At 73.8% G+C, this 21,627-nt stretch carries 15 protein-coding genes and 1 riboswitch; of the genes, 12 read left to right on the top strand and 3 right to left on the bottom strand.

What is annotated here, in order from left to right; all coding sequences use genetic code 11:
* The first annotated feature begins 753 nt into the window (after positions 1-753).
* From ACIRD3_RS21285 to ACIRD3_RS21245, 9 genes are all read left to right on the top strand, one after another.
* The gene (locus ACIRD3_RS21285) at positions 754-2,529 is read left to right on the top strand and encodes a 3-hydroxyacyl-CoA dehydrogenase family protein (protein ID WP_402218774.1); all 1,776 of its coding nucleotides are present in this window, start codon (positions 754-756) and stop codon (positions 2,527-2,529) included.
* Between the two features lie 242 nt (positions 2,530-2,771).
* Complete coding sequence (locus tag ACIRD3_RS21280) at positions 2,772-3,692, top strand: TetR family transcriptional regulator (RefSeq protein WP_402218772.1); 921 nt, start codon at positions 2,772-2,774, stop codon at positions 3,690-3,692.
* 378 nt (positions 3,693-4,070) lie between these two features.
* Positions 4,071-5,408, top strand: a complete 1,338-nt coding sequence (ccrA, locus tag ACIRD3_RS21275; RefSeq protein ID WP_402218770.1) for a crotonyl-CoA carboxylase/reductase — start codon at positions 4,071-4,073, stop codon at positions 5,406-5,408.
* A gap of 10 nt (positions 5,409-5,418) precedes the next feature.
* Positions 5,419-7,446, top strand: coding sequence for a protein meaA (locus ACIRD3_RS21270; RefSeq protein ID WP_402218768.1), 2,028 nt, complete (start codon positions 5,419-5,421; stop codon positions 7,444-7,446).
* Between the two features lie 26 nt (positions 7,447-7,472).
* A complete protein-coding gene (locus ACIRD3_RS21265) occupies positions 7,473-8,435 on the top strand; it encodes an HpcH/HpaI aldolase/citrate lyase family protein (protein WP_402218766.1) in 963 nt (320 codons plus the stop codon).
* 11 nt (positions 8,436-8,446) lie between these two features.
* Complete coding sequence (locus tag ACIRD3_RS21260; RefSeq protein ID WP_402218763.1) at positions 8,447-8,950, top strand: MaoC family dehydratase; 504 nt, start codon at positions 8,447-8,449, stop codon at positions 8,948-8,950.
* A gap of 153 nt (positions 8,951-9,103) precedes the next feature.
* Positions 9,104-10,306, top strand: coding sequence for an acyl-CoA dehydrogenase family protein (locus tag ACIRD3_RS21255; RefSeq protein ID WP_402218761.1), 1,203 nt, complete (start codon positions 9,104-9,106; stop codon positions 10,304-10,306).
* A gap of 490 nt (positions 10,307-10,796) precedes the next feature.
* Positions 10,797-11,489 (top strand): phosphatidylserine decarboxylase, encoded by a 693-nt coding sequence (locus tag ACIRD3_RS21250; RefSeq protein WP_030242068.1) that lies wholly within the window; start codon positions 10,797-10,799, stop codon positions 11,487-11,489.
* Positions 11,476-12,354: a CDP-alcohol phosphatidyltransferase family protein gene (locus tag ACIRD3_RS21245; RefSeq protein ID WP_402218759.1), complete on the top strand. Its 879-nt coding sequence runs from the start codon at positions 11,476-11,478 to the stop codon at positions 12,352-12,354. Before ACIRD3_RS21250 ends, ACIRD3_RS21245 begins: the two co-directional genes overlap by 14 nt.
* Before the next feature lie 119 nt (positions 12,355-12,473).
* On the opposite strand, the gene ACIRD3_RS21240 is transcribed toward ACIRD3_RS21245, so the two are convergent.
* The 3 genes from ACIRD3_RS21240 to ACIRD3_RS21230 form a co-directional block, all read right to left on the bottom strand.
* Positions 12,474-13,799 carry a hypothetical protein gene (locus ACIRD3_RS21240; protein WP_402218756.1) on the bottom strand — a complete coding sequence of 442 codons (1,326 nt, stop codon included), beginning with the start codon at positions 13,797-13,799 and terminating at the stop codon, positions 12,474-12,476.
* A 620-nt stretch (positions 13,800-14,419) separates the two neighbouring features.
* Positions 14,420-15,556, bottom strand: coding sequence for an alpha/beta hydrolase family protein (locus tag ACIRD3_RS21235; protein ID WP_402218754.1), 1,137 nt, complete (start codon positions 15,554-15,556; stop codon positions 14,420-14,422).
* A 234-nt stretch (positions 15,557-15,790) separates the two neighbouring features.
* Positions 15,791-16,486, bottom strand: coding sequence for a helix-turn-helix domain-containing protein (locus ACIRD3_RS21230; protein WP_402218752.1), 696 nt, complete (start codon positions 16,484-16,486; stop codon positions 15,791-15,793).
* Positions 16,487-16,692: 206 nt separating this feature from the next.
* Positions 16,693-16,827: riboswitch (cobalamin riboswitch) on the top strand.
* 107 nt (positions 16,828-16,934) lie between these two features.
* On the opposite strand from ACIRD3_RS21230, the gene ACIRD3_RS21225 reads away from it, so the two are divergent.
* The 3 genes from ACIRD3_RS21225 to ACIRD3_RS21215 are packed head-to-tail and all read left to right on the top strand — an operon-like array spanning position 16,935 to position 21,624.
* On the top strand, positions 16,935-17,957 hold the full coding sequence (locus ACIRD3_RS21225) for a cobalamin biosynthesis protein (RefSeq protein ID WP_402218750.1): 1,023 nt from the start codon (positions 16,935-16,937) through the stop codon (positions 17,955-17,957).
* A complete protein-coding gene (locus tag ACIRD3_RS21220; RefSeq protein ID WP_402218747.1) occupies positions 17,954-19,492 on the top strand; it encodes a cobyric acid synthase in 1,539 nt (512 codons plus the stop codon). The genes ACIRD3_RS21225 and ACIRD3_RS21220 overlap by 4 nt, the downstream gene beginning before the upstream one ends.
* A complete protein-coding gene (locus tag ACIRD3_RS21215; RefSeq protein ID WP_402218745.1) occupies positions 19,489-21,624 on the top strand; it encodes a putative cobaltochelatase in 2,136 nt (711 codons plus the stop codon). The genes ACIRD3_RS21220 and ACIRD3_RS21215 overlap by 4 nt, the downstream gene beginning before the upstream one ends.
* The last annotated feature ends 3 nt before the right edge of the window (positions 21,625-21,627 follow it).

Below are 21,627 nucleotides of genomic sequence, written 5' to 3'. Positions count from 1 at the left end.
CCGGGCTCACGTAACTCCCCTATCGGGTGGTCCAAACGGAAGCCCGTCCACCCGTTCACCCGTTCGGGGCGAACCGGGGCGTCGACTTCCCGGCGGTGATCCGCTCCAGGGCCGACCGTCCCGTGCCGGTGCAGCGGATAGGTCTCCAGGCCGGTCTCGGGCGTCACGGCGCTCGGCTTCTTCACGGCTCTTCCCCCGGTAGGTACGACAAGGCGGGGGCGGAGAGTGGGCGCACTCGGGTCATCGTGGAAACGAGGGAGAAGGGAGCACGCCGCGGCGCCGCCCCCGCGTCGCTCACCCTGGCGCGGACCGGCCCCCGCGCCGGAACGGTTCTCCGCCCACGCCCCTTTCTTTCCGCCGACGCCCCCCTTCCTACCGGCGAGTAGCTTCGCTACAGTGGCCGGACGCACCACCGCCGGGCTTCGGGAGCCGCACCGGCGGGAGCCTGCGGTCGCCGTGTCTGCGGCGCTCGCGCGGTGCGCTTCCACCGGCCGGTGCCGCGAACCGCGGCAGGCCGGGTTCCTCCTCGTATCAGAGCCGCTTCCTTCACCTTCGAGCGCCTGAGCACCACGGCACACCCGCAGTTCGGCCGGAGCGGACCGGCCGCTGCCCGGGTGGGCCGCACCCCGTCATCTCCCCAAGCCCCCGCGCGTGGACCCTCCCCCGGCGGCGGCCGTCCCCGGCGTGCGTCCGGGCGCGGCGGCGTGCCCGCCGGGGCACGCGCGGGCCCTTCATGACTAGGAGTCAGGACAGATGGAGCGTCCCTTCCCCGCCGTCGCCGTGGTCGGCCTCGGCACGATGGGTGCCGGCGTCGCGGTGGCGGTCGCCAAGAGCGGCCGCCGGGTGATCGGCATCGAGGCCACCGAGGACTCGGCCGCCCGGGCCCTGGCCCGGATCGAGGAGGCGACCGCGCACGCGGTCGACCGGGAGCGGCTCACCGCCGAGGAGCGCAGCGGGCTGCTCGCCCGGATCTCGGTCGGGCACGAGCTGGCGGCCGCCGCCGAGGCGGACCTGGTGATCGAGGAGGTGCCCGAGCAGCTGGAGCTGAAGCGGGAGATCTTCGCCGAGCTGGACCGGATCTGCCCGGAGACCACCGTGCTGGCCACCGGCACCACCGCGCTCTCGGTGACCCGGATCGCCGCCGCGACCGCCCGTCCGGAGCGCGTGCTGGGCCTGCACTTCTTCAACCCGGTGCACACCATGAAGCTGGTCGAGGTGGTCCGCACCGTGCTGACCTCGCCGCAGACCGCCGAGGACGCCGCCGCCTTCGCCCGGGACCTCGGCAAGGAGCCGGTGGCCGCCGGCGACCGGGCCGGGTTCGTGGTGAACGGCCTGCTGTTCGCGTACCTGAACCAGGCCGCCGCGATGTACGAGTCCAAGTACGCCTCGCGCGAGGACATCGACGCCGCCATGCGGCTCGGCTGCGGCCTGCCGATGGGCCCGCTGGCGCTGCTCGACCTGATCGGCGTCGACACCGCGCGCACCGTCCTGGAGGCGATGTACGAGCAGTCCCGGGACCGCCTGCACGCCCCCGCCCCGATCCTCGGCCAGCTGGTCGCGGCCGGGCTGCTGGGCCGCAAGACCGGCCGCGGCTTCTACGCCTACGAGGCGCCGGGCTCGTCCAGGGCCGTGGACGCGGCCACCGGGCCCGCCCTGCCGAAGGTGCCGGGCCGCGAGGTGCGCACCGTCGGCGTCTGCGGCTCGGGCACCATGGCCACCGGCATCGCCGAGGTCTTCGCCAAGGCCGGGCACCCGGTGCTGCTGGCCGCCCGCAGCCAGGAGAAGGCCGACCGGGCCAAGGCGCAGCTGGCCAAGTCGCTGGAGCGCTCGGTCGCCAGGGGCCGGATGTCGGCCGAGCAGCGGGACGCCGCGCTGGCGCTGGTCACCCCGGTCGGCCAGTACGCCGAGCTGGCCGAGGTCGACCTGGTGGTCGAGGCGGTGGCCGAGGACCTGGCGGTCAAGCGGGAGCTGTTCGCCACCCTGGACAAGATCGTCAAGCCGGGCGCGGTGCTCGCCACCACCACCTCCTCGTTGCCGGTGATCAGCTGCGCGACCGCCACCTCGCGGCCGCAGGACATGATCGGCATGCACTTCTTCAACCCGGCGCCGGCCATGAAGCTGGTCGAGGTGGTCTCCACCGTGCTGACCGCGCCCGACGTCACCGCCACCGTGCTGGAGCTGACCGCCAAGGTCCGCAAGCACCCGGTGGAGTGCGGCGACCGGGCCGGCTTCATCGTCAACGCGCTGCTCTTCCCGTACCTGAACGACGCGGTGCGGATGCTGCAGGAGCACTACGCGACGGTGGACGACATCGACACCGCGATGAAGCTCGGCTGCGGCTACCCGATGGGCCCGTTCGAGCTGCTGGACGTGGTCGGCCTGGACGTCTCGCTGACCATCGAGCAGGTGCTGCACCAGGAGTTCCGCGAGCCCGGTCTGGCCGCCGCGCCGCTGCTGGAGCACCTGGTCGCGGCGGGCTGCCTGGGCCGCAAGACCGGCCGCGGCTTCCGCGACCACGCGCGCCGGTGACCACGCCGCAGGCCGGGGGCGGCCGGTACGGGCCCGGCACGCCCTCCGGGCCCCCGCCGTACGGCGGCGCGGCCTTCGGCAACGGCACGGCTCCGGCCGGGGCCGCGCCCGGCGCGCGGCCGGGCTGGAGCCCCGGGACGGTCTCCGCCCGCTGGCCCCGGCCGGCCGTGACCGGACCGGTCGCCCCGGTGCGCCGGGGAAGGCCCGCGGCCGTGCCGCCGGGGCCGTGTAGCGTTCCGGACATGGATCGGGTTCAGTCAGCCTCCCCGCAGCACCCCGCCGGTTCGCACGGCGCCGACCGGCCGGCCCCCTCGACCGGGAGCACCGGGCCGGAGGCCGCGCCGGGCAGCCGCCGGGCCGCGGCGCAGCGCCAGCAGATGCGCCAGGACCTGGCCACGGCCGCGATGGAGCTGTTCGCCTCGCAGGGCTACGAGGAGACCACGGTCGACCAGATCGCGGCCGCCGCCGGGGTGGCCCGCCGCACCTTCTTCCGGTACTTCCGGTCGAAGGAGGAGGCGATCTTCCCGGACCACGACGACACCCTCGTCCGGGTGGCCGACCTGCTGGCCAGCGCCGAGCCGGAGGAGCACCCGCTGGACGTGGTCTGCCGCGGCATCAAGGAGGTGCTGCGGATGTACGCCTCCACCCCGGGGGTGTCGGTCGCGCGGTACCAGCTGATCCGTCAGGTGCCGGCGCTGCGCGAGCGGGAGATCGCCGTCGTGGCCCGCTACGAGCGGCTGTTCACCCGCTACCTGCTGGGCCGGTTCGACACCGGCGAGTCCATCCCGTCCGGCTGGCAGCGCGGCGGCGAGGACGACTCGATGCTGGCCGAGGTGTCGGCGGCGGCGGTCGTCGCGGCGCACAACCACGTGCTGCGGCGCTGGCTGCGGGCCGGCGGCCGGGGGGACGTGGAGGCGCAGCTGGACCACTCCTTCGAGGTGATCCGGCGGACCTTCTGGGCCTCCAGTGCCCCGGGTGCCAGACGCCGGGGATCCTTGGTGGCACCCGGTGCCAGTGGGATGCCCGGTGAGCTCGTGGCGGAAAGCGCACTGAGTGCCAGCCCCGGAGGTGAGGTGCTCATCACAGTCGCCCGGACGGACGCCCCGCTGGACGTCGTGGTGGACAGCATCCGGGCCGCGCTGAGCGGCGCCCGGGAGTCATAGGACCAGCGTTTCCGCAGGTCAGAGCGGTATGGAAGGCCCGCGCCGATTCTCCGGCGCGGGCCTTCCGCATGCCCGGGCAGCGCGCGTAGAGCGGCGTTTCGGCCCGTTTCGGCCCGCCGGAATTCCTGACACCCGGTGTCTTTACGAGTGGCACAGGGTGCCACTACCTTGTTACCCACCAGTCGCGGCGCCGCGGCTCCCCACCTCGGCGCGCCTCGTCCGGCGTTCCCACACCCCGGGAGCAGAGCCAGCACGGCCCGGTCCACACCGGGCGCCCAGCCTGACCCACCCACCACCCACCTCAGCGAAGCCGGTGTCCGCTCCCGGCTCCCCCAGACGCCCTGTGACCCTCACACAGGTACGCCTTCGGAGGCAGCCATGCAGGAAATCCTCGACGCGATCCTCAGCACCGACAGCACGTCGGCGGACTTCGCGGCGATCAAGCTCCCCGAGTCCTACCGAGCGGTGACGCTCCACAAGGACGAGGAGCAGATGTTCGCGGGCCTCGACAGCCGCGACAAGGACCCCCGCAAGTCCCTTCACCTCGACGAGGTCGCCCTGCCCGAGCTGGGCCCCGGCGAGGCCCTGGTCGCCGTCATGGCCAGCTCGGTGAACTACAACACCGTGTGGAGCTCGATCTTCGAGCCGGTGTCCACCTTCGGCTTCCTGGAGCGCTACGGCCGGCTGTCGCCGCTCACCAAGCGCCACGACCTGCCGTACCACGTGCTCGGTTCCGACCTCGCGGGCGTGGTGCTGCGCACCGGCGCCGGCGTCAACTCCTGGAAGCCGGGCGACGAGGTCGTCGCCCACTGCCTCTCGGTCGAGCTGGAGTCCCCGGACGGCCACAACGACACGATGATGGACCCGGAGCAGCGCATCTGGGGCTTCGAGACCAACTTCGGCGGCCTGGCCCAGATCGCGCTGGTGAAGACCAACCAGCTGCTGCCCAAGCCGAAGCACCTCACCTGGGAGGAGGCCGCCTCCCCCGGCCTGGTCAACTCCACCGCCTACCGCCAGCTGGTCTCGCGCAACGGCGCCGGCATGAAGCAGGGCGACAACGTGCTGATCTGGGGCGCCAGCGGCGGCCTCGGCTCGTACGCCACCCAGTACGCGCTGGCCGGCGGCGCCACCCCGATCTGCGTGGTCTCCAGCGAGGCCAAGGCCGAGATCTGCCGCGCCATGGGCGCCGAGGCGATCATCGACCGCTCCGCCGAGGGCTACCGGTTCTGGAAGGACGAGAACAACCAGGACCCGCGCGAGTGGAAGCGCCTGGGCTCCAAGATCCGCGAGTTCACCGGCGGCGAGGACGTGGACATCGTCTTCGAGCACCCGGGCCGCGAGACCTTCGGCGCCTCGGTGTACGTCACCCGCAAGGGCGGCACCATCGTCACCTGCGCCTCCACCTCCGGCTACATGCACCAGTACGACAACCGGTACCTGTGGATGTCGCTCAAGCGGATCGTCGGCTCGCACTTCGCGAACTACCGCGAGGCCTTCGAGGCCAACCGCCTGATCGCCAAGGGCAAGATCCACCCGACCCTGTCCAAGGTCTACTCCCTGGAGGAGACCGGCCAGGCCGCCCTGGACGTGCACCACAACAAGCACCAGGGCAAGGTCGGCGTGCTCTGCCTGGCCCCCGAGGAGGGCCTCGGCGTCCGCGACGAGGAGCTGCGCGCCAAGCACCTCGGCTCCATCAACCGCTTCCGGAACGTGTGAGACGGATCCGATGACTGACCCCCAGAAGCGCGACCGCCCCTGGCTGATGCGCACCTACGCCGGCCACTCCACCGCGAGCGACTCCAACGCGCTCTACCGGCGGAACCTGGCGAAGGGCCAGACCGGCCTGTCCGTCGCCTTCGACCTGCCGACCCAGACCGGCTACGACTCCGACCACATCCTCGCCCGCGGCGAGGTGGGCCGGGTCGGCGTCCCGGTCGGCCACGTCGGCGACATGCGCACCCTGTTCGACGGCATCCCGCTCGAACAGACCAACACCTCCATGACGATCAACGCCACCGCGATGTGGCTGCTGGCGCTCTACCAGGTGGTCGCCGAGGAGCAGGGCGCGGACATCGCCAAGCTCACCGGCACCACCCAGAACGACATCGTCAAGGAGTACCTGTCGCGCGGGACGCACGTCTTCCCGCCCGGCCCGTCGGTGCGGCTGATCACGGACATGATCGCCTACACCGTCGGCAACATCCCCAAGTGGAACCCGATCAACATCTGCAGCTACCACCTGCAGGAGGCCGGCGCCACGCCCGTCCAGGAGATCGCGTACGCGATGTGCACCGCCATCTCGGTGCTCGACGCCGTCCGCGACTCCGGCCAGGTGCCGGCCGAGCGGATGGGCGACGTGGTCGCCCGGATCTCCTTCTTCGTGAACGCCGGCGTGCGCTTCGTCGAGGAGATGTGCAAGATGCGCGCCTTCGCCCGGCTCTGGGAGAAGGTCACCCTGGAGCGCTACGGCGTGACGGACCCGAAGCAGCGCCGCTTCCGCTACGGCGTCCAGGTCAACTCCCTCGGCCTGACCGAGGCCCAGCCGGAGAACAACGTCCAGCGGATCGTCCTGGAGATGCTGGCCGTCACCCTCTCCAAGGACGCCCGCGCCCGGGCCGTCCAGCTGCCCGCCTGGAACGAGGCGCTCGGCCTGCCCCGGCCCTGGGACCAGCAGTGGTCGCTGCGCATCCAGCAGGTGCTGGCGTACGAGTCGGACCTGCTGGAGTACGGCGACATCTTCAACGGCTCCGAGGTGATCGAGGCCAAGACCGCCGCGCTGCTGGCCGGCGCGGAGGCGGAGATCGCCAAGGTGCTGGAGATGGGCGGGGTCATCCCGGCCGTCGAGTCCGGCTACCTGAAGTCCAACCTGGTCGCCTCGCACGCCGCCCGCCGGGCCCGGATCGAGTCCGGTGAGGACAAGATCGTCGGGGTCAACTGCTTCGACACCACCGAGCCCAGCCCGCTCACCGCCGACCTCGACACCGCGATCATGGTGGTCGACCCGGCCTCCGAGCGGTCCGTGCTCGCCGCCCTGGAGGCCTGGCGCGGACAGCGCGACGAGGCCGCCGTCCAGGAGTCGCTGGCCGAGCTCAAGGCCGTCGCCGCCACCGAGGCCAACCTGATGCCGGCCACGCTCGCCTGCGCCCGGGCCGGCGTCACCACCGGCGAGTGGTCCTTCGCCCTGCGCGAGGTCTTCGGCGAGTACCGCGCCCCCACCGGCGTCGGCGGCGCACCCGTCGCCGTGGCCGCCGAGCCCGGCGGGGAGCTGGAGCAGGTCCGCGCCGCGGTCGCCGCGACCGCCGCGGAGCTGGGCGCCGGCAAGCTGCGCCTGCTGGTCGGCAAGCCCGGCCTGGACGGGCACTCCAACGGCGCCGAGCAGATCGCCGTCCGGGCCCGCGACGCCGGGTTCGAGGTGGTCTACCAGGGGATCCGGCTGACCCCGGAGCAGATCGTCTCGGCCGCCGTCGCGGAGGACGTCCACTGCGTGGGCCTGTCCATCCTCTCCGGCGCGCACTGCGAGCTGGTGCCCGACGTCCTCAAGCGCCTGGAGCGCGCCGGGGTGCAGGATGTCCCGGTGATCGTGGGTGGCATCATCCCGGCAGCGGACGGCGAGGCCCTCAAGGCCGCCGGCGTCGCCGCCGTGTTCACCCCGAAGGACTTCGGCATCACCACCATCATCGGCCGGATCGTGGACGAGATCCGGCTGGCCAACAAGCTCCAGCCCTGGACGCCCGCACCCGCGACCACCAGCTGACCACTGGGAAGGACAGAACCACCCCCATGACAACCGTGAACCGCCTGCGCCCGCGCCGCTCCTGCCTCGCCGTACCGGGCAGCAACCCGCGCTTCCTGGAGAAGGCCCAGGGCCTCCCGGCCGACCAGGTCTTCCTCGACCTGGAGGACGCCTGCGCCCCGCTGGTCAAGGAGAGCGCCCGCCACAACATCGTCGACGCCCTCAACAACGGCGACTGGGGCGGCAAGACCAAGGTCGTCCGGGTCAACGACTGGACCACCCACTGGACCTACCGCGACGTGATCACCGTGGTCGAGGGCGCCGGCCCCAACCTGGACTGCATCATGCTCCCCAAGGTCCAGGACGCCGAGCAGGTCAAGGCGCTCGACCTGCTGCTCACCCAGATCGAGAAGACCATGGGCTTCGAGGTCGGCAAGATCGGCATCGAGGCGCAGATCGAGAACGCCAAGGGCCTGATCAACGTCGACGCGATCGCCGAGGCCTCGCCCCGGCTGGAGACCATCATCTTCGGCCCCGCCGACTTCATGGCCTCGATCAACATGAAGTCCCTGGTGGTCGGTGAGCAGCCGCCCGGCTACGGCGCCGACGCCTACCACTACATCCTGATGCGCATCCTGATGGCCGCCCGCGCCAACGACCTGCAGGCCATCGACGGCCCCTACCTGCAGATCCGCAACGCCGACGGCTACCGCGAGGTCGCCGGCCGCTCGGCCGCCCTCGGCTTCGACGGCAAGTGGGTGCTGCACCCGGACCAGGTCGCCGCCGCGAACGAGATCTTCTCGCCCTCGCAGGAGGACTACGACCACGCCGAGCTGATCCTCGACGCCTACGACTACTGCACCTCCGAGGCGGGCGGCGCCAAGGGCTCCGCGATGCTCGGCGACGAGATGATCGACGAGGCCAGCCGCAAGATGGCCCTGGTCATCGCCGGCAAGGGCCGGGCCGCCGGCATGGAGCGCACCACCAAGTTCGAGATCCCGGAAAGCTGAGGGCCTGAGCCATGCAGTTCGGACGCACCTACGAGGAGTTCGAGGTCGGCGCGGTCTACAAGCACTGGCCCGGGAAGACGGTCACCGAGTACGACGACCACCTCTTCTGTCTCCTCACCATGAACCACCACCCGCTCCACATGGACACCAACTATGCGGAGAAGACGACGGACTTCGGCAAGAACGTCGTGGTGGGCAACTACATCTACTCGCTGCTGCTCGGCATGTCCGTCCCGGACGTCTCCGGCAAGGCGATCGCCAACCTGGAGATCGAGTCGCTGCGCCACGTCGCGCCGACCTTCCACGGCGACACCATCTACGGCGAGACCACCGTCCTCGACAAGTGGCCGTCCAAGTCCAAGGACGACCGCGGCATCGTCTACGTCGAGACCAAGGGCTACAAGCAGGACGGCACGGTCGTCTGCGTCTTCCGCCGCAAGGTGATGGTGCCGACCGAGACGTACATCAAGGAGCGCGGCGGCGAGCAGCCCGGCCGCCCGACCCCCCTCTCCTGAACCTCTCCCCTTCACAGGAGACCCCGGAGGGGCAGGCCGCCGTCATCGGCCGACCCCCACCCGGTAACGGGGGCCCTGCTGCCGCAGCCACGCCGGCAGGGCCCCCGCAATCCCCCCCCCCCCGCCTTCTTCAGACATTTTCGGAGCCGCACGATGGGACGCCTCGCACAGACCGACGGCCTCACCGAGATCCAGCGGGACATCCTCGCCACCGTGCGGGATTTCGTCGACAAGGAGATCATTCCGGTCGCGACCGAGCTGGAGCACAAGGACGAGTACCCCTCCGCCATCGTCGAGGGCATGAAGCAGCTGGGCCTCTTCGGCCTCACCATCCCCGAGGAGTACGGCGGCCTCGGCGAGTCGCTGCTCACCTACGCCCTGGTGGTCGAGGAGATCGCCCGCGGCTGGATGTCGGTCTCCGGCATCGTCAACACCCACTTCATCGTGGCGCACATGATCAACGCCCACGGCACCCAGGAGCAGAAGGACTACTTCCTGCCGAAGATGGCGGCCGGCGAAATCCGCGGCGCCTTCTCGATGTCCGAGCCCGGCCTCGGCTCCGACGTTTCGGCCATCTCCACCAAGGGCGTCAAGGACGGCGACTTCTACGTCCTCAACGGCCAGAAGATGTGGCTCACCAACGGCGGCACCTCCACCCTGGTCGCGGTCCTCTGCAAGACCGACGAGGGCGGCAACACCCCGTACAAGAACATGACCACCTTCCTGATCGAGAAGGAGGCCGGTTTCGGCCCGAACCCCGGGGTTCCCGGCCTGACCGTGCCCGGCAAGATCGAGAAGATGGGCTACAAGGGCGTCGACACCACCGAGCTGGTGCTGCAGGACGTCCGGATCCCGGCCGACCGGATCCTCGGCGGTGTCCCGGGCAAGGGCTTCTACCAGATGATGGACGGCGTCGAGGTCGGCCGCGTCAACGTCGCCGCCCGCGGCTGCGGCGTCGCCCGCCGCGCCTTCGAGCTGGGCATCTCCTACGCCCAGCAGCGCTCGACCTTCGGCAAGAAGATCGCCGAGCACCAGGCCATCCAGTTCAAGCTCGCCGAGATGGCCACCAAGGTCGAGGCCGCCCACCAGATGATGGTCATGGCCGCCCGCAAGAAGGACGGCGGGGAGCGCAACGACCTCGAGGCCGGCATGGCGAAGTACCTCGCCTCCGAGTACTGCAAGGAGGTCGTCGAGGACGCCTTCCGCATCCACGGCGGCTACGGCTTCTCCAAGGAGTACGAGATCGAGCGCCTCTACCGCGAGGCCCCGATGCTGCTCATCGGTGAAGGTACTGCGGAGATCCAGAAGATGATCGTCGGACGCCGGCTCCTGGAGGAGTACCGGATCGCCGAGTGATCCCCGGGCCGCCCGCCGAGCGATCGCCTCGCCGGGCGGCCCCCTCGAACCGCCGGTCGACGGGCGTGCGGGCCCGTCCCGGCGGAGCGCCGTGCCCCGTCACGGGCCCGGCCTGGTCCGCCAGGGTCCGGCACGGCCCTCCGGAAGCGGCCGTAGGGCGTACAGCTGCGACAACGCGCCCTGCGGCCGCTTCCGCACACCTTCTTCCGGCCACCCCGGCCGTTTCCTCCGGCGGGTTCCGCCGGTGCGGCCGTTGAGACAAGTCTCACCAGCCCTGTCCGGTCCCTTGGGAACCGGACCGGGTCGAGCTACGGTCGTAGAGGCGGGACGCGCGGACGCGCTCCCACCGGACACATGAACGAGCAGGCGGGTTGCCCACCCACCGTGTGCTCCCGATAGCATCCACCGGGACAGCAAGCCGTCCCTTCTATTACCGATCCCGCGGTGGCCCCCGTCCAGCGGCCATGATCCCCCGCGACAAAGGTCTTCGATGCCCATCAGCCCGTCCCCTCACACCTCCGTCACGGACCGCGATGCCCTCGCACCCACGACGGCCGGTCGGCGACCCCGCGTGACCATCGCGCGCGGAGCCACCCCCTGGTTCGTCCCCACCCTCGCCACGGCCGCCGTGACCACCGCCCTCACCCGGCGCAGCGGCAAGTGGGCCCTGGCGGCGGTACCGGCCTGTGCGCTCAGCGCGGGCATGCTGTGGTTCTTCCGCGACCCCGAGCGTGAGATCGGCACGGGCAGAGTGATCTCCCCCGCCGACGGCGTGGTGCAGAGCATCGACGCCTGGCCGGACGGCCGCACCCGGGTCGCGATCTTCATGAGCCCGCTCAACGTCCACGTCAACCGCGCGCCCCTGCCGGGCACGGTGACGTCGGTCGAGCACGTCGCGGGCGGCTTCGTCCCCGCGTTCAACAAGGACAGCGACCAGAACGAGCGGGTCGTCTGGCATTTCGACACCGAGCTCGGCGACATCGAGATGGTCCAGATCGCGGGGGCCGTGGCCCGCCGCATCGTGCCGTACGTGGCCGCCGGAACCAAGGTCGAGCAGGGCGACCGGATCGGTCTGATCCGGTTCGGGTCCCGGGTCGACACCTACCTGCCGGCCGGCGTCGAGGTCGGCGTCGAGGTCGGCCAGAAGACCACAGCCGGGGTGACGCGCCTTGACCGTGACTGATCCTGAGACAATCGTCGGCCTGGACGACGAGGAGACGGCCCTGCGCCGCCGCCGCTGGGCGCGCGACCGCGAGCTGCGCGCCCCGCGCTCTCCTCAGCACCTGTCCACCGCCGACTTCCTGACCCTGGGGAACGCCGTCTGCGGCTTCCTGGCGATCTACTCGATCACCACCGGGGTCCTCGTCCCGCACATCACCAACCCGGACGCCGCTCCGGACCGGCACAGCGCCGCCACCGCGGTCACGCTGCTGCTGATCGGCTCGATGTGCGACCTCTTCGACGGCCTGGTGGCGCGCAAGCTGCGCTCCTCCGCCCTCGGAGCGGAACTGGACAACCTCGCGGACCTGATCAGCTTCGGCATCGCGCCGGCCTACTTCGTCGCGGTCTGGGGCATGGTCTCCCAGGGCTCCAACAGCAAGCTCTCGGCGCTCATCGCGCTGACCGTGCTGCTCGCGGTCGTCCTGCGGCTGGCCCGCTTCTCGGCCGTCAAGATGCGGCCCGGGGTGTTCCAGGGCATGCCCTGCCCGATGGGCGCGATGACGGTGATCGCCATCGTGCTGCTCGACCCGCCGTTCCTGCCCGGTCTGCTCGCCATCTTCGGCGCCGCGTACCTGATGGTCAGCCGGATCGAGTACCCGAAGCCGCAGGGGCTGCTGGCCACCGCCACGCTCTGCTGGATCGTGGTCTCCATCGGCTGCCTGGCCGCCTGGGCCACCGGCCTGCCGGGCGGTGACAAGCTGATGCACGTCGGCGCGTTCGCCCAGATCACGCTGGCCGCGATGGCACCGCTGCTGGTCATCCGCCGCAAGGTGGGGCAGAAGGTCGGCGACGTCCGCGCCCGGCGGGCGGAGTCGCGGCTCGGCTGAGCCCGCTCGACATGCGGAAGGGCCCGGAACCGATCGGTTCCGGGCCCTTCCGCATTGTCGCGAGGGAGCGTCGAGGTGGCGCGTCGCGGTGGCGCGTCGCGACGGGCGCTCCGCCGGGGCTACGCGCCGCCGGTGTGGACGCTGAAGGCCGAGCGGCGGGCCGCCCGGGCCACGCCCGGGTCCGGGTGCACGCCCGAGACCGCCGTCAGCACCGAGGCCGCCCGCGGGTGGCCGGACTGCCGGGCCCGGGCGAACAGCCGCACCGGGTCGCCCGCCGAGGCTCCCTCGACGTGGCCCACCAGCAGCTCGGTCTCACCGTGGTCGAGCACCGCGGCCGCCGTGTCCACCCAGAGCCAGGCCGCGTCCTCCGCGCCCAGCACGTCCGCCGGCGAGACCCCCTCGTCCGCGCGCTCCGCCAGCCACAGCAGCGCGTACGGGCGCAGCACCGGCTGGTCCACCGACGCCCGCACCGCCTGCTCGGCCGGCCCGCCGGCCACCCGCAGCGCCTCGAAGGCCAGCCCGCGCACCAGCGCGTCGTCGCCCTGCGCCGCCTCCAGCAGCTCGGCCACCGCCCGGTCCGCCGGACGGGCCGCGACCCAGGCGCGGTACTCGGCCCGGGCCGGGCCCGGCGAGTAGTCGGCACAGGCGTTCAGCAGCTCGAAGGCGCTCTGCTCGATGTGCCCGGCGGCGGTCTGCGCGACGGTGCAGATCTCCTCCAGCTTCGCCCGCACCGCCCAGTGGCCGAGCGGCGAGAGCTCGGCGGCGTCGTTCCTGCGCGTCAGGGCGCCGACGGCCGCCAGGCCGTCCAGCATCCAGTCCAGGACGGCGGCGACGTCCGAGGGCGCGGGCGGGGTGTCGATCTGCGGCTCCCGGCAGGTGCCGCGGACCGCGGACACCGCGGAGGCGGCGTGCGGCACCGGCGACAGGCCGGGGCCCCCGGCCCCGCCGCCGACCCGGCGCTCGTCCAGGCCGCGGCGCAGCAGCTCCAGCAGCTCGCTCTCGGCCACCGGTCCGTCCACCAGGTGCAGGAAGGAGAGCAGCTGCGGGGCCTGGTCCACGGCCTGTCCGGCCAGCAGCGCGAACACGCCGCGCAGCGCGGCGGGCGGCACCGGGGCGAGCAGGGTCCAGGCGTCGAACAGCGCCGACCAGCCGCGCACCACGGCCTCGTCGTCGTGCTCCCAGGCGTGCAGCCGCCAACCGGGGCCGGCCCCGGTGTCCCGGGCCTCCACCAGACCGACCAGGAGCGCCTGCCCCCAGGCCTTGGCGGCGGCGCCGACGGTCATGGCCAGCGCCCGGCCCGCCGCACGGGCGTCCTCCGGGAGCAGCTCGCCGCGCTTGTCGACCTCCTCCAGCTCCCCGGCCCAGCGGGCGATCCGGACGGCGTCCACCAGCATCCGGCGGGCCAGCGGAGCCAGCTCGGCCGGTGCCGGGAAGCCCTCGGGCACGGGAACCCGGCCCCGTCCGGGAGCCGGCGCGGGCCCCCGCCGCCGGGGTACGCCGTTACGGGGTACACCCGCCACGCCCGGCCTGCCACCGGCGGGCCGGTTGGCCGTACCTGGGAGACGGGTCACCGTCGCACCGGTACCGATCGTCGGCGGGAGCGGGGCATCACGGTCGCGCGGGTTCCGAGACGTCACGTCGAGCAGTCTTCCCCTTGTACCGGCCTTCTGTCACATCCGGTTGCCCGTACGACCGGGCGACCGGCTGCGGCACCTCCGCAAGATCGGGCAACAGTGGCAAACCGCCTGGCCGGAAACGTGTGGCCTGCCCATGCCAGGTGAGCCGGGACGGTTGCGGGGCCCGTTCGCGTGGTGACGGAGTGTAGCCAACGGCGTCGACGGCAGGGGTCACAATGTGCCCTTGACCGGACCGCCAGCCCCACGGACGCCATCGGCACCCTCGAGGAACGGTGGGGCTGTCCAGCCGGAATCCGGACGGATGGCGGGGCGGACCGGCCGATCTCGCGGCGCGGGAAGTCGGCGGGTCCGACTTCCGGTGCGGCTGGGACGCCTGCGGCGGGACCCCACCGGGGCGGCGCGCCGACGGTCCCGGGGCCCGGGCTCGCTCAGAGCAGGGGGGTGAGCCAGCGACGCAGGAGTTCGGTGTAGTGGTCCGGCGCGCTGTTCCAGAGGGTGGCGTGGTCGCCACCGGGGAAGGGCTGGAGGTTGACCACGTCGGGGCGGGCGGCGGCGAGGCGTCGGGCGCTGCGGAACGGGGAGATCCGGTCGTCCGGGCTGTGCAGCAGGAGGGTCGGCACCCGCAGGTCGGCGCCCTCGGCGATGCGGGAGAAGTCGGCCAGGTCGACGCCGGTGCGGCCCTGGGCGGCCAGGACGCCGAGTTCGGCGACGGCCCCGCGGAAGCCGTGCCGTTCGGCGTCGCGGCGGGCGGAGCCCGGCAGGTCGAGGACCGGCGAGTCGAGGATCAGGCCGCTGACGGCGTGCGACCAGGCGGAGCGGGCCGCCGTCTGCAGGACCATGGTGGCGCCCACCGACCAGCCGTACAGGATCACCCGGCTCGCCCCGTTGTCGAGCGCCAGCCGTACCGCCGCCTCGACGTCGCGCCACTCGGTCTCGCCGAAGTGGCTGTACCCGTCCGGGGAGGCGGGGGCGCCCTCGTCGCCGCGGTAGGTGACGGCGAGGACGGGCAGGGCCAGCCGGTCGAGCACCGGCAGGACCGGGAGGGTCTGCCCGCGGTCGGCCTCCGGGCCGTGGACCAGGATCACCCAGGTGCCGCGCTTGCCCTCCAGGTGCCAGGCGGGGAGGTCGCCGAGTTCGCCGTCGACGACGGTGTCCGTGTAGGCGAGGCCGAGCGCCCGGGTGGGGTCGCCGAGGTGGACGCGCGGGGTGAAGCGGACCTCGGTGCCGGGCGCGAGGGTGCCCTGGTCGGCGCGGACCAGCCGGCGCGTGACGCCCTGCTCGTCGCTGTGCAGGACCTCCTCGACCACCGCGTGGCCGTCGTCGCCCCACTCGACCGCCCAGCGCCCGGGGCGCAGGCTCCCGGGGCCGCGGGTGAAGGTGACCCGGCCCGCGCCGAGGCTCTTGACCAGGACCGGCCCGGACTCCTGGACGGCGGTGGGCGGACGCACCATCCGCTCGGAGGCCCGGCGGCCGATCACCAGGACGACGGCCCCGGTCCCGACGGCGGCGGCCGCCACGGCGGCGGCGGTTCCCCAGCGCATATCGATCCCCGCTCTGTTGGTCACGGACCGGACGGTGTTCGTGCACCAGTCCACCGGCGCCCCGCCCGCCCGGCCACCGGGCTGGGCCGTCCGGGGCACTCGTGGCGGGGCGGGGCGGGGTCGGGTCGAGAGCGGGCCGGATCGAGGGCGGGGTCGGGCCGGGGGCGGGGGGCTTCGCGGGGCGGGGGGCTTCGCGGGGCGGGGGGCTTCGCGGGGCGGGGGGCTTCGCGGGGCGGGGGGCTTCGCGGGGCGGGGCGGTCAGGGGGTCTCGGCGGCCGTCTCGATGCCGAGGAGGTGCCAGAAGCGGGGGACGAGGTCGTCGGTGGTGGGGGCCTGGGTGGCGCGGGTGCTGCTGCCCCAGTGGGTGGGGACGTGGTGTTCCTGGTGGAGGGTGGCGAGGACGGCGGAGAGCGCCTCGGTGGGGGCGGGGACGATCCGGGCGAGGGCGCGGAGCTGGGGCTGCCAGCGGCCGCCGACGCACTGGCGGAGCAGGCTTTCCAGGGCCTCCTCGTGACCGGTGGCCACGACGAGCTCGGGCAGGCTCAGACCGAGGACCTGGACGAGGGCGGCGGTCTGGTCCTCGTCGCCCTCCCACTGCCCGGTCAGTTCGGCCCGCTGGTAGGCGGCGAGGGTGGTGCCGGTGCGTTCGGCGACGGTGCTCTGCGGGAGTTCGCGGGCGACCCGGTGGTCGCGCAGCAGCACGGGGCGGGTGTCCATCAGCTGGACGGCGGGGCACCAGAGGGCGCGGGCGAGGGCGATGAACTCCGTTTCACCGGGGCGCAGCTGGCCGTTCTCCCAGGCGAGGACGTGGCCGGGCAGCAGCCGGACGCCGTGCGCGGCCATGCCCTCCGCGACCTGTTCGGGGGTCAGGCCGAGGCCTGACCGGTGGGAGCGGGCGGCTGCGGGCGAGAACGGCACCGGGGGCGGGGCGGCGGGGGACTTTCTGCGGCGCATGCCCCCGAACGTAGGCGCGGAGCGGGGCGCGCCCCCACCGACCGAACGCACGAAGCGGCCGGTACCGGGGCGGCGCTCCGCTGGGCGATCCCACAGGCTGTCAGGCGGTCCCGGGCCGCGGCCCCCGTGTGACCAACCCCTCCGTGACCTCGGTTGACTCCCGGTTCGGGCGCGTGATGGGATCCTGAGGCCAATCGGAGGCATGGAGAGGAAGCCGGTGCGAGTCCGGCGCGGTCCCGCCACTGTCACCGGGGAGCACGCTCGGAACTATCGCCACGGCGGGCCGTCGGAAGCCGCTGGAAGGCCCCGGGGGTGCGTCCGACCCGGAAGCCAGGAGACTCTCGCCCCCGTTACGTCGACCCAGGGCGCGGACCCTGAGTGAGGACACGCACGCGATGCAGGCTGCCCCGCCCGGCCGGACCCCGAGCTGCCTTCCGCCGTGCGGCCGATGACCGCCCGTGCGCTGACCCCGCGCCCCTCGATCCTTCCCCCGGCCCGCGCCTCGGCCCGTCCGCCGGCCCGCGCCGCCGCGTTCGCGCTGGGCGCCGTCGCGGGCTACGCCGCCGACGCCCGCTTCGCCGACCCGCGCCGGGGCCACCCGGTGGCGGTCTTCGGCGGCGCCGCGGCCCGGCTGGAGCGCCGGCTGTGGCGTGACCACCGGGCGGCCGGGGCCGGGTACACGGCGCTGTGCGTGGGCGCCGTCGCGGCGGGCGCGCTCGCCCTGGACCGTACGGTGGGCCGGCGCCCGCTGGGCCGGGCGGCGCTGGCCGCGGCCGCGACCTGGACGGTGCTCGGCGGCACCTCGCTGACCCGGGAGGCCCGCACCATCGGCCGCTCGCTGAAGGACGGCGACCTGGCCGCCGCCCGGGAGCGGCTGCCGCACCTGTGCGGACGGGACCCGAGCGCGCTGGACGAACAGCAGATCGCCCGCGCGGTGGTCGAGTCGGTCGCCGAGAACACCGCCGACGCCGTGGTGAACGCGCTGGTCTGGGGCACCCTGGCGGGCACGCCCGGTCTGCTGGCCTTCCGCGCCGTGAACACCCTGGACGCGATGGTGGGTCACCGCTCGCCGCGCCACGCCCGGTTCGGCTGGGCCTCGGCCCGGCTGGACGACGTGGCGGGCTGGCCGGGCGCCCGGCTGACCGCGCTGCTGACCGTCGCCGCCGCCCCGCACCCCCGTACGGCCTGGCGGGTCTGGCGGCGCGACGGCTCCGCGCACCCGAGCCCGAACGCGGGTCAGGCGGAGTCGGCGTTCGCCGGCGCGGTGGGCGTACGGCTGGGCGGCACGCTGCAGTACGGCACGAGGGTGGAGCACCGGCCGGTGCTGGGCGCGGAGCTGCGGCCGGTGACGGTCGACGACATCGAGCGGGCCTGCGCGCTCTCCCGGCGGGTGGGCGCGCTGGCACTGGGTACGACGGTCGCGGGGCATCTGGCGCTCAGGGCGTTCCGCACGAGGAGGGGTGGGGCATGAGCAACGCGCTGCTGGTCGCCGGGACGACCTCGGACGCGGGCAAGAGCGTGGTGACGGCGGGCATCTGCCGCTGGCTGGCCCGCCAGGGCGTGCGGGTCGCGCCGTTCAAGGCGCAGAACATGTCGCTGAACTCCTTCGTCACCGCCGACGGGGCCGAGATCGGCCGCGCCCAGGCGATGCAGGCGCAGGCCGCCCGGGTGGAGCCGGAGGCGGCGATGAACCCGGTGCTGCTGAAGCCCGGCGCGGACGGCCGCAGCCAGGTGGTGCTGCTGGGCAAGCCGGTCGCCGAGGTGGGCGCGCTGGACTACCGCGAGCGCAAGCCCGTCCTGCTGGAGCGCGCGCTGGAGTGCCTGGCCGATCTGCGCCGGCGCTACGAGGTGGTGGTCTGCGAGGGCGCCGGATCGCCCGCCGAGATCAACCTGCGGGACCGGGACATCGCCAACATGGGCCTGGCCACGGCCGCCGGGCTGCCGGTGGTGGTGGTCGGGGACATCGACCGGGGCGGCGTGTTCGCGGCGATGTACGGGACGCTGGCGCTGCTGTCGGCGGAGGACCAGCGGCACGTGGCGGGCTGGTTCGTCAACAAGTTCCGCGGCGACGCCCGGCTGCTCGCGCCCGGGCTGGAGATGCTGCACGGGCTGACCGGCCGTCCGGTGCTGGGCACCCTGCCGATGCTGCCCGGGCTGTGGCTGGACGCCGAGGACTCGCTGGACCTGTCCACGGTGGTGGACCGGGTGGACGGGCGCGGGCCGCTCGGCGCGGACGTGCTGCGGGTGGCCGTGGTGCGCTTCCCCCGGCTGTCCAACTTCACCGACCTGGACGCGCTGGCGCAGGAGCCGGGCGTCCTGGTGCGCTGGGCCACCAGGCCGGAGGAGCTCGCCGACGCGGACCTGGTGGTGCTGCCCGGCACCCGGGCCACCGTGGCGGACCTCGCCTGGCTGCGCGAGCGCGGCCTGGAGCCGGTGCTGAAGGCGCGGGCGGCGGCCGGGCGGCCGGTCCTCGGGGTGTGCGGCGGCTACCAGATGCTGGCGCGCGGGATCGTCGACGAGGTGGAGTCCAAGGCGGGCGCCGTCGACGGACTGGGGCTGCTGCCGACGCACGTGCGGTTCGGCGCCGAGAAGGTGCTCGCCCGGCCGGTCGGCGAGGCCTACGGGCAGCGGGTCGAGGGCTACGAGATCCACCACGGGGTGGTGGCCGTGGAGGGCGGGGAGACGTTCTTCTCCGACGGCCGGGGGCGGGGCCTGGACGGCTGCCGGGTGGGGGCGGTCTGGGGCACGACCTGGCACGGCGCGCTGGAGAACGACGGTTTCCGCCGCGAACTCCTGCGCGAGGTCGCCGAGTTGTCCGGACGGGCGTTCGTCCCGGCGCCGGACACCTCCTTCGCCGCGGCGCGCGAGGCCCGGCTGGACCGGCTGGGCGACCTGATCGAGGAGCACGCGGACACCGACGCGCTGTGGAAGCTGATCGAGGGCGGGGTACCGGCGGCCGGATCGCTGCCGTTCCTGGCGCCCGGGGCACCTGGGAGTGACGCATGACTGACGTCCGCTATCCGTTCACCGCGATCGTCGGCATGGCCGACCTGCGGCTCGGGCTGCTGCTGAACGCGGTCTCCCCGGCCGTGGGCGGCGTGCTGGTGCGCGGCGAGAAGGGCACCGCGAAGTCCACCATGGTGCGCGCGCTGGCCGGCCTGCTGCCGTCCATCGCCGCCGTGGACGGCTGCCGCTTCGCCTGCGACCCGGCCGCGCCCGACCCGCAGTGCCCGGACGGGCCGCACTCCGCCGCCGGGAGCCACGAACGGCCCTCCCAACTGGTCGAGTTGCCGGTCGGCGTGGCCGAGGACCGGATCGTCGGCTCGCTCGACCTGGAGCGCGCGCTGGCCGAGGGCGTCAAGGCCTACGAGCCCGGGCTGCTCGCCAAGGCGCACCGCGGCGTGCTCTACATCGACGAGGTCAACCTGCTCCAGGACCACGTGGTGGACCTGCTGCTGGACGCCGCCGCGATGGGCCGCTCCTACGTCGAGCGCGAGGGCGTCTCCGTCCGGCACGCGGCCCGGTTCCTGCTGGTCGGCACGATGAACCCGGAGGAGGGCGAGCTGCGGCCGCAGCTGCTCGACCGGTTCGGCCTGACCGTCGAGATCGCCGCGACCCGGGACCCGGCCGAGCGCGCCGAGGTGGTCCGTCGGCGGCTCGCGTACGACGCGGACCCGGCCGGCTTCGCCGCGCGGTTCGCCGAGGAGGAGCGGGCGCTCGCCGCGCACATCACCGCCGCGCGGGAACTGCTGCCGCAGGTGCGGCTGACCGACGTGGCGCTGCGTCAGATCACCGCCGTGTGTGCCGCGTTCGAGGTGGACGGCCTGCGCGCGGACATCGTGATGGCCCGCACCGCCGTCGCGCTCGCCGCCTGGGACGGGCGCGACGAGGTGCTGGAGGAGGACGTCCGCCGGGCCGCCCGGCTGGCGCTGCCGCACCGCCGCCGCCGCAACCCCTTCGACGCGCCCGGGCTGGACGAGGAGCAGCTGGAGCGGACGCTGGAGGAGCACGCGCAGGAGCCGGAGCCCGACCCGGAGCCCGAGGGCGACGGTCCCGACGGCGGCGACCCGGACGGGGACGGCCCGGACGGCGGCGACGGCGGTCCGGGCGGCGGCGGTGCGCCCGAGCCGTCCGACGGCGGCGGCGTCCCGGAGACGTCCGCCCCCGAACCCGGTGCCGGGGACACCGAGGCGCCCCCGGCGGGCGGGGACGACCGGCCGCAGCAGCCCGTACCCGCCCAGCACCCCTCCCCCGCGCGGGAGTCGGCGCCGGTCGCGGCCGGCGACCCGTACCGCACCAAGCTGTTCACCGTCCGCGGCACCGGCCACGGCGCCCAGGGCCGCCGCTCCCCCGCCGAGACCACCGGCGGGCACACCATCCGCTCCCGCCGCCCGCAGGGCGCGCTCGGCCGGCTGCACCTCACCGCGACCCTGCAGGCCGCCGCGCCGCACCAGGTGGCGCGCGGGCGGGGCGGCCGGGCGCTGGTGCTGCGGAAGGACGACTTCCGCGAACAGGTGCGCCAGGGGCGGGAGTCCAACCTGGTGCTGTTCGTGGTCGACGCCTCCGGCTCGATGGCCGCCCGGCAGCGGATGACCGCCGTCAAGGGCGCCGTGCTGTCCCTGCTGACGGACGCCTACCAGCGGCGCGACAAGATCGGCATGATCACCTTCCGCGGCGCCCACGCCGAACTGGCGCTGCCGCCCACCTCCTCGGTGGAGGTCGGCGCGGCCCGGCTGGAGTCGCTGCCCACCGGCGGACGGACCCCGCTGGCCGAAGGACTGCTGCGCGCCCACGAGGTGCTGCGGGTCGAGCGGCTGCGCGACCCGAGCCGGCGCCCGCTGCTGGTCGTGGTGACCGACGGCCGGGCCACCGGCGGACGGGACGCGCTCGCGCGCTCCCACCGCGCGGCCGCGCTGTTCGCGGCGCAGGGCACCGCGAGCGTGGTGCTGGACTGCGAGTCCGGCCCGGTCCGGCTGGGGCTGGCCCGCACGCTGGCCGGACAGCTCGGCGGCAGCGCCGTCAGCCTGGACGAACTGCGCGCCGAGGGCGTGGCATCGCTCGTCCGTGAGAACCGGTCCGCGCACCGCTCCGAGAACCGTCGTGCCACGTCCCCTGCTTCGATGCGAAAGGCGGCCTGACCC

The organism is Kitasatospora sp. NPDC093550 (assembly GCF_044764985.1).
GTDB lineage: Bacteria > Actinomycetota > Actinomycetes > Streptomycetales > Streptomycetaceae > Kitasatospora.
The sequence above is the reverse complement of the archived record's forward strand: the minus strand, read 5'-3'. Positions and strand labels throughout refer to the sequence as shown.

Excerpts from the sequence above, each read along its gene's own strand:
- ACIRD3_RS21285 (WP_402218774.1), top strand. The coding sequence starts at position 754 with ATGGAGCGTCCCTTCCCCGCCGTCGCCGTGGTCGGCCTCGGCACGATG.
- ACIRD3_RS21280 (WP_402218772.1), top strand. The coding sequence starts at position 2,772 with ATGGATCGGGTTCAGTCAGCCTCCCCGCAGCACCCCGCCGGTTCGCAC.
- ccrA (WP_402218770.1), top strand. The coding sequence starts at position 4,071 with ATGCAGGAAATCCTCGACGCGATCCTCAGCACCGACAGCACGTCGGCG.
- ACIRD3_RS21270 (WP_402218768.1), top strand. The coding sequence starts at position 5,419 with ATGACTGACCCCCAGAAGCGCGACCGCCCCTGGCTGATGCGCACCTAC.
- ACIRD3_RS21265 (WP_402218766.1), top strand. The coding sequence starts at position 7,473 with ATGACAACCGTGAACCGCCTGCGCCCGCGCCGCTCCTGCCTCGCCGTA.
- ACIRD3_RS21260 (WP_402218763.1), top strand. The coding sequence starts at position 8,447 with ATGCAGTTCGGACGCACCTACGAGGAGTTCGAGGTCGGCGCGGTCTAC.
- ACIRD3_RS21255 (WP_402218761.1), top strand. The coding sequence starts at position 9,104 with ATGGGACGCCTCGCACAGACCGACGGCCTCACCGAGATCCAGCGGGAC.
- ACIRD3_RS21250 (WP_030242068.1), top strand. The coding sequence starts at position 10,797 with ATGCCCATCAGCCCGTCCCCTCACACCTCCGTCACGGACCGCGATGCC.
- ACIRD3_RS21230 (WP_402218752.1), bottom strand. The coding sequence starts at position 16,486 with ATGCGCCGCAGAAAGTCCCCCGCCGCCCCGCCCCCGGTGCCGTTCTCG.
- ACIRD3_RS21225 (WP_402218750.1), top strand. The coding sequence starts at position 16,935 with ATGACCGCCCGTGCGCTGACCCCGCGCCCCTCGATCCTTCCCCCGGCC.
- ACIRD3_RS21220 (WP_402218747.1), top strand. The coding sequence starts at position 17,954 with ATGAGCAACGCGCTGCTGGTCGCCGGGACGACCTCGGACGCGGGCAAG.
- ACIRD3_RS21215 (WP_402218745.1), top strand. The coding sequence starts at position 19,489 with ATGACTGACGTCCGCTATCCGTTCACCGCGATCGTCGGCATGGCCGAC.